5 protein-coding genes and 1 other annotated feature are annotated in these 7,940 nt (G+C 29.0%); of the genes, 4 read left to right on the top strand and 1 reads right to left on the bottom strand.

Translation table 11 applies throughout. The features are described 5' to 3' along the window. Positions 1-262: 262 nt before the first annotated feature. Positions 263-898, bottom strand: a complete 636-nt coding sequence (locus tag B2W91_RS12460; protein ID WP_291581400.1) for an MBL fold metallo-hydrolase — start codon at positions 896-898, stop codon at positions 263-265. Between the two features lie 392 nt (positions 899-1,290). Continuing rightward, positions 1,291-1,509 (top strand) — a binding site (T-box leader). Between the two features lie 142 nt (positions 1,510-1,651). Here B2W91_RS12460 and ileS point away from each other — a divergent pair. The 4 genes from ileS (at position 1,652) to B2W91_RS12440 (ending at position 7,831) form a co-directional block, all read left to right on the top strand. Further along, positions 1,652-4,756, top strand: coding sequence for an isoleucine--tRNA ligase (ileS, locus tag B2W91_RS12455; protein ID WP_291581399.1), 3,105 nt, complete (start codon positions 1,652-1,654; stop codon positions 4,754-4,756). Positions 4,757-4,956: 200 nt separating this feature from the next. Further along, positions 4,957-5,193, top strand: coding sequence for a hypothetical protein (locus B2W91_RS12450; protein WP_291581398.1), 237 nt, complete (start codon positions 4,957-4,959; stop codon positions 5,191-5,193). A 546-nt stretch (positions 5,194-5,739) separates the two neighbouring features. Beyond that, positions 5,740-6,735: a LacI family DNA-binding transcriptional regulator gene (locus B2W91_RS12445; protein WP_291581397.1), complete on the top strand. Its 996-nt coding sequence runs from the start codon at positions 5,740-5,742 to the stop codon at positions 6,733-6,735. A 346-nt stretch (positions 6,736-7,081) separates the two neighbouring features. Continuing rightward, complete coding sequence (locus tag B2W91_RS12440) at positions 7,082-7,831, top strand: hypothetical protein (RefSeq protein ID WP_291581396.1); 750 nt, start codon at positions 7,082-7,084, stop codon at positions 7,829-7,831. The last annotated feature ends 109 nt before the right edge of the window (positions 7,832-7,940 follow it).

Here is a 7,940-nt window from a genome sequence, read left to right as displayed (position 1 = left end):
TTTTCACATTGTATCCTTATAGATATACTCATGTTAATTTTATTGTATATATCAGAATAAATGCTATTTTTTAGTATTTTAATTAGTGCTATTGAATGCATAATGTCAGTTCATAATTGTGAACTGACATTATGGATTATTTTAAGTTATGATTAGTATAGTGGATAAGTTTCTATAATTGTAATTTAAAAATATTTTATCAAGTAAGCATAGTTCTATAAGGATTAACTTTTAATGTGATGACTGTATTATAGTTATAATTTTATGTTGTAAGTATTAACACTTTATTTTTATCTTCATCCAATATATCTTCAATTATTATGGAATTACTATTAATTCTTTCCCCACTTTTCATATGAGTTAAGAAGGTTTCAACTCCATCTAGTGGAAAAGTTAGGCGAGGAGTTTTATAATGCATAGGTATAGTTATCTTACTTTGAATTGAGTGTGCGATATTAGCAGCTTCACTACCACTTATGGTATAATTTCCACCTACGGGAATAAGAAGTATATCTACATCACCAATCATATCTAAGTCTTCAGCTGTTAATAAATGACCTAAATCTCCTAGATGGCAAATCTTATATCCATCCATTTCGATTACGAAAATTATATTTTCTCCACGCTTTGCTCCTTTAACCTCATCATGAAAAGATGGTATTCCTCTAATAGGGATATCACATTCATTAAAAAAGCCTACTTTATCTATGATTTTAGCTTCATTGCCAATTATTTTAATATAATTATGATCAAAGTGATTATGACTTATGGTAATTACATCTACTCTACCTTTAAAAACAGTATATCCTACAGTTTCGTCAAAAGGGTCTGTAAGAAGTTTTCTACCATCACTGTCCTCAAGTAAAAAAGAAGCATGACCAAGCCAAGTTAATTTCATTTTCATCTCTCCTTATAAATCATTTATTTTATATTTCTTTGCTAAATTTATCTTAATTATAGTATAGGGTATAAATAATTGGAATTATTATAAATATTTAGGTAAAAAGTTTTTCTATATTAATTGCAAAATTTAACCAAAGATGTAATTTAAAATTGATTTTATTTAAAATTAAACTATATTTCATTTAATTATTAGCAATATTTTAAATAATATACTTAAAAAAAACCCTCCTAAAATACATTTTAATAAATGTAATATATAAAAATAGTAGATAGAGTTAATTTTTTCTTTTGAATATCTTGAATATTTAAGAGGAAAAAAGGATAGAAATAAATTGACAATAAAAATTTACTGTACTATAATTGATATAAAATTAATTTTGAAAATCTTAAAAGGCTAAGATTAGGAAAAGTACTTTAACAAGTAACTTACAGAGAGTGAGGAGTTGGTGGGACCTCATAGTGATGGTTAAGGGAAAATCACCTAGGAGCTGAAGGCTGAATTTTAGTAAGTTTGTCCGTATTTCTGCGTTAAAGAATAGAACATGTTAGTGTTTGAGTTTATCATATTACCATAGGTGGTATAGCGAAGTTCACTTCGTCCTATTTAGGACGGAGTTTTTTATTTTTTAAAATATATTTCATTATAGTAAGTATGTATTGTGTTAATGATAGTAATGAGGATTAATCTTATTATCGTTAGTATAGATTACAATAAAATATAGATTAAATATTAGGAAGGAGATTTACTATGTATAAGAAAATTGATTCTTCAAAGAGTTTTATGGATATTGAATTAGATGTATTAAAACTTTGGGAAGAAAAAGATGTAATTCAAAAGAATTTTGATTCAAACGAAGATGGTGAATATTTTACATTTTATGATGGTCCTCCAACAGCAAATGGTAAGCCTCATATAGGACACGTTATAACAAGAGTAATGAAAGACATAATTCCAAGATATAAGGTAATGAAGGGCTATAAGGTTTTAAGAAAAGCAGGATGGGATACTCATGGACTTCCTGTAGAGCTTGAAATAGAAAAGAAACTTGGAATTTCAGGTAAACCAGAAATAGAAAAGTATGGTGTAGAAGAGTTTGTTAAGCAATGTAAGGAAAGTGTATTTACATATGTTGAAATGTGGAGACAAATGTCTGAAAGATTGGCTTATTGGGTAGATATGGATAATCCATATGTAACTTTCCACAATGATTACATTGAATCAGTTTGGTGGGCATTAAAACAAATGTGGGATAAAGATTTACTTTATAAAGGCCACAAAGTAATGCCATACTGTCCAAGATGTGGAACTACACTTTCATCTCATGAGGTTGCACAAGGATATAAAGATGTTAAAGATAGTTCTGTATATGTTAAATTCAAACTAAAAGATGAAAATAAATATGTGCTAGTTTGGACAACAACTCCTTGGACATTACCAAGTAACGTAGCATTAGCAGTAAATAAAAAATATGATTATGTAGAAGTACTTCATAATGAAGAAAATATAATACTTTCAAGAGCACTTTTAAATAAACTTGAGGGAGAATATGAAGTTATTGGAGAATTTAAAGGAGAAGCTTTACTTGGAAAAGAATATGAGCAAATGTTTAAATTTGAAACTCCAGAGGAAAAAGCATTCTATATAGTTCATGCAGACTATGTAACATTAACAGATGGTACAGGTATAGTTCATACAGCACCTGCATATGGAGATGAGGATAACCAAACAGCTAAGCGTTATGATCTTCCAATGATAAACTTAGTTGATGCAGAAGGAAAATTTGTTCCAAAAGTAACTCCATGGGCTGGTATATTTGTTAAAAAAGCAGATGAAAAAATTGTTGCTTATTTAAAAGAAAACAATATTCTTTATAAAGGAGAAAAATTCCTACACTCATATCCACATTGCTGGAGATGTGATACACCACTTCTTTACTATCCAAGAGAGAGCTGGTTTGTAAGAATGTCTTCTGTTAGAGATCAGTTATTAGAGAACAATAATAAAATTAATTGGATGCCAGATAACGTAAAAACAGGAAGAATGGGAAAATTCTTAGAAAATGTTATTGATTGGGGTATTTCAAGAAATAGATACTGGGGAACTCCGCTTCCAATTTGGGAATGTGAATGTGGTCACAGAGAAATGATAGGAAGTGTTAGCGAACTTCATGAAAAAGGAATAAATGTACCAGAAGGAATAGAGCTTCATAAGCCATATATAGATAATGTACATTTAAAGTGTCCAAAATGTGAAAAAGAAATGAAGAGGGTAGAAGAAGTTATTGACTGTTGGTTTGATTCAGGTTCAATGCCATTTGCTCAATATCACTATCCGTTTGAAAATAAAGAAATATTTGAGTCTAATTTCCCAGCACAATTTATATCAGAAGCTGTTGACCAAACAAGAGGATGGTTCTATACATTACTTGCTATATCAACAACTGTTTTTGAGAAAAATCCTTTTGAAAATTGTATAGTGCTTGGACACGTTTTAGACAAAGATGGATTAAAAATGTCTAAACATAAAGGAAATGTATTGAGTCCATTTACTGTATTAGAAAATCAAGGTGCAGATGCACTAAGATGGTATTTCTATACAGCTAGTGCACCATGGCTTCCTTCAAGATTCTATGAAGAAGCAGTTATGGAGGCACAAAGAAAATTCATAGGAACATTATGGAATGTTTATTCTTTCTATGTTTTATATGCAGATTTAGATAAATTTGATCCAACTAAGTATGAAGACTTTGTATCAGAAAACGTAATGGATAAGTGGATGATGTCTAAACTTAATACATTAGTTAAAACTATAGATGAACATTTAGAAAACTATAGAATTACTCAAGGTGCTAAAGAACTTGAAGATTTTGTAGATGAACTTTCTAATTGGTATGTAAGAAGAAATAGAGCAAGATACTGGGTTGAAGATTTAACAGAGGATAAAATAGGAGCATATATGACTTTATATAGAGTATTAACAACTTTAGCTAAAGTAGCGTCTCCATTTATACCATTTGTTACAGAAGAGTTATATCAAAACTTAGTAGTTGCTTTTGATAAGAATGCTGAAGAAAGTGTTCACTTATGTAAATGGCCTGAATACAGAGAAGACTTAGTAGATAAGTCATTAGAAATGGAAATGGATAAAGCATATAAAATAGTTAAGCTTGGAAGAAGTGCAAGAAATGGTGCTAATATTAAAAACAGACAGCCATTATCTAAGATGCTTGTTTCAATAGGAACACTTCCAGAATATTATGGGGACATAGTTAAAGATGAGCTTAATATAAAAGAAGTTGAACTTGGCGCTGACATTTCAAAATATGTTAACTTTGAAATAAAACCGAACTTACCTATACTTGGAAAAGCTTACGGTAAATTAATACCTGGCATAAGAAAAGCTATTGGTTCAATGAATCAAATGGAGCTTGCACAAGCTATAAACAACGGTAAGACTGTTAATATCAATGTAGATGGAACAGAGATAGAGTTAACATCTGAAAATCTACTTGTAACAATGCAAGGTTTAGAAGGATATGCCTTTGCAGGTGAAGGAGATATAGGAGTTGTGCTTGATACTAATATTACAGAGGAACTTAGAGAAGAAGGTCATGTAAGAGAAATATTAAGCAAAATCCAAAACATGAGAAAAGAAAGTGGCTTTGAGGTTGCAGATAAGATTAACATATATGTATCTGGAAATGAAATGCTTGAAAATGTTATTAGAAAATTTGAAGAGCAAATCGCTAGGGATACATTAGCTGTTGAGATAGTTTATAATGCAGACTCTAATTATCAAGAAGTTAAGATAAATGGAGAAAATTTAAAACTTGCTGTAGAAAAGTTATCTTAAGAAAATAAAATAAGTTATTTTATTTGATACATTTAGAACCTTATTAATCAGATTAAATTTGATTAATAAGGTTCTTTATATATTACAAGAGTGTAAGTGCTGTAAATATAAATGTAAGTTAAAAAAATTGTTAAAAGATTAAGAGTGATGTAAAATTGATGGATAGACGATGAATTTAAATTTTTAGGAGATGACAGGATATGCAGGACCCAATAAAATCTGTAGCAATATTAGGAATAGCGAACATACCATTATTTATGTTTATATATTTTAGCTTCTTTTCAAAAAAGAATAGAAAAGGAAAGCGAAAAGGAAAAGGAAGAGGAAAACATAGAAAGAAGAGCCGAGGATATTTGTTCCCATTAATATTTACATACATAATTATATTGATAATAGAGGTTATATTAGTATATAAGCTATTACAGGTAATAGAATAAATAAATTTTTAAAATAGCATATATATAATTGTTTTTAAGAAAGGTGATTAATCACTTTTCTTTTTTATATTGAAAAAATAATATTGTGGCTACTCATATGCAAAATTAGGAGGCTAGAAAAGAAGTTTACTACAATTATGGAAAATATAGGGGTTTGCCATTAGAATTTGATTAGAATTCAATAAATGATGAAACTTTTTATCTTTGAAAAGCGTCTATATTATAGGGAAGAAAAATTACAAGTTTAAATTTATATTTGTTTAAATGTAATTCATTTGTAACCAAATAAATTGCCCAATATATTATAGTTAAGTTAAAGATTGGGTATAAGGAGATGGTAAGATGTCAGAACTATTAATTATTTCTACAATAGTAATTTCAGTTTTAGCCTATACATTTTCAGCAGTCTATTTTAAAGAAAAAGAAATTGAAAGATTAAGCTAATAGTTAACATAGAATACATTTTATTAGGAAAAACTATTGTAAATTATGTTTCTATAACTTACTATAAATAATAAAGCTTAATTTATAATAGGAGTGATTAACGTGGCGGCTTCAATAAAAGATGTAGCTAAAGAGGCGGGAGTTTCAATAGCAACTGTCTCTAGAGTTTTAAATGGAATAAATGTTGTAAATGAAGATACGAAAAGAAAAGTATTAGATGCAATAGACAAACTAGGATATAGACCAAATATTTTAGCAAGAAGTTTAAAGACACATAGGTCAAGTACAATAGGAATAATAATTCCCGATATTGCGAATTCTCTTTTTCCAGAAGTGGTTAGAGGTGCAGAGGATGTTGCAAATATCTATAACTATAACATAATGCTTTGCAATACAGATCTAGACTTAGAAAGAGAAAAAGAAAGCTTTAGAATGTTAAAAGAGAAGATGGTAGATGGAGTTGTTTATATAGGTAATGCTCTTGTAGATGAAGTTGCGGAGCTTATTGATGAACTTGAACTACCAATTGTATCTGTAGGTACAGGTGATAAGAAGGGTAAATACCCAAGTGTAACTATAGATAATTATAAAGCAGCATATGATGCAACTAACTATTTAATTGATAAGGGAAATAAAAAAGTTGCTTTTATAGGATTCTTTCCATCAATGTATGGTGGAAATTACGAAAAACTTTTCAAAGGCTATAAAAGTGCAGTAGAGGAAAAACTTGAATTTGATGAATCTCTAGTTTATTTTTCTTCTTTAAATGCTCAAGAAGGATATAAAGGAATAAACACTATACTTGAAAATAATGAAGTAGATGCTGTATTTTGTGGAAGTGATGAAGTGGCAGTAGGGGTTATTAATGCGCTGAGAGAGAAGAATATATCTGTACCTAATGACGTAGATGTTATGGGATTTAGTGATACGGATCTAGCTTCTATGTATTACCCAACCTTAACAACTATATCACAACCACTTTATGATATGGGATCAATGAGCATGAGATTACTTATAAAAATAATAAATAAGGAAGAGATAGATAAAAAATACTTCGTTCTACCTTATGAAATAATAGAGAGAAGCTCTTGTAAATAGAATGGCTTTCTTTTAAAAGGTATTTTCTACAAAAAATTATTTTAAAATTATAGAATGTTTTTAGGAAAATAAATGAAAGTCTTGCGGTAGATATTATAAATTAACAGGATTTGCGCAAGCAAATCCTGTTTTTGTTTTAAAAAGAAATGGTTTTTAAAGTAGTTTCTCTATATAGATATTAGTTGTAACAATCCAGTAAATTTCTAATTATCCCATTATAAAAACATCTGATTTATCATAATTAAAAACTTATAAAAATTTTACGATTAATTTAATTAAGTATATTTTTAAATAATTTGTTTATATAAACATGATCAGTAAAAAATTATATAAGGGGAATGGTAATATGAAGTATTTAGTAAGTGCAGCAGGAGGAAATACTACAGCAATTCAAATTATTGAAAATTCGAAAACTAGAGAATGGTATAGAAGTAATGGTAATGAACTAGTAAATAAGCATGAGAATTTTGAAGTTGAACAGTCCGGCTTTCTTATTCTAAGGGATTCACATTTTGAAATGGCTGGAGGCGAGTTTTGTGGAAATGCGTCACGAGCTGCAGCAGCAATTTTTTCCATATTAAAAAAAGAATCAATAGTTGATTTCACTGTCTCTGGATTTAATGGCATTGTTCATTCAAATATAAATAAATATTCTGATAATGAATATGATGTTGAAAGTATATTTAATGGAATGAATATACTTTCAAGAGAAGTTAAACTTTCTAATGGCACACAGGGATTTTTAGTTGACCTTGGTGGAATCGTTCATATTGTTATTGAGGGGGAATTACCCAGTAATTATAAAAATATTCATAAGGAAATCACTAGTGAATTAGACCTTTTAAGAAAAAGTGCTGTAGGTGTAGTTTGGTATACAAAAAGAGAAAGTAAACCAGTGAAAATCCATCCTATTATTTGGGTAAATGAAGTCAATACCTTTTATTATGAAACTTCTTGTGGCTCTGGTTCCATTGCAGTTGCGGTTGTTACTGGGATAAATGAAATCGAGCAAGTAACAGGAGAATTAATATTGGTTAAAGTTTCAAAAGAATTTGTATCATTAAAAAGCAAAATAAAAGTACTTTATATTGAGTAAGAATTAGCATCATTAAGGTTATTACATTTTGGCTTAGGCTTTTAATAAATAGAAAAATGGATAAGGAAATTTTCCTTATCCATTTTTTATGTGCGCCCAGCATGGGCGT

The organism is Clostridium sp. UBA6640 (assembly GCF_002455975.1).
Taxonomy (GTDB): domain Bacteria; phylum Bacillota; class Clostridia; order Clostridiales; family Clostridiaceae; genus Clostridium_J.
Note: the sequence above shows the minus strand (reverse complement) of the source record. Positions and strands in the feature narration are given on the sequence as shown.